Source organism: Streptomyces sp. NRRL B-24572, from assembly GCF_002156145.1.
Lineage (GTDB): Bacteria > Actinomycetota > Actinomycetes > Streptomycetales > Streptomycetaceae > Streptomyces > Streptomyces vietnamensis.
Map to the genome: position 1 here is coordinate 1 of NZ_MWIG01000989.1, position 554 is coordinate 554.

The window sequence follows — 554 nt, forward strand, 5'->3', positions numbered from 1 at the left end:
GGCCGCCGTGAGGACGGTCGCGAGCGAGGGGTACTCGGTGTCGTCGCCCTCCAGGAAGCCGATCGCGGCCTCCAGGCCGGGCAGCTCGGAGCGGGCGATGCTCACGACCTCCTCGGCCAGTGAGCGTATGGCGGCGGACGGCGCGCCGGGCACGGCGAGAACCAGTGCGGGAGCGCCCTCGGGCGCCGCCGCGGGTTCGGGGCGACGGTGCCGCCCGGACTGGCGGGGTCGAGGCATTCGTACAGGCAGGCCGGAAGCGGGCCCAGTGGGGGAGCTCATGGCGCCGCATGCTACTGGTTTCGCCCACCGCGCAGTTGGCTGAGGTGCGGTCACGCGCCTTCTGCCCCTCTATGTCCGCTCTCGGCCGCGGCTTCCGTTCCGTTTCCCTTTTCCCGTCGTACGGTCCGAGCCGGATCGGCCCTCTGCGCACCGCCTTCCACCTGGTCGGACGGGCCGCCTAGCGCGCCCCGGCGCCGAACAGGCGGAGCAGGGACGGATCTTCCGGCAGGCGCAGGGTTCGGGTGGCGAGCGCGGAGGCGAGGGCGACGGCCCCG

The 554-nt window shown here is 74.2% G+C and carries 1 pseudogene; it reads right to left on the minus strand.

Annotated features, from left to right (window positions below):
* A pseudogene (locus CCN56_RS45355) lies at positions 1 to 279 on the minus strand (hypothetical protein); the annotation flags it as partial.
* Positions 280 to 554: the final 275 nt, after the last annotated feature.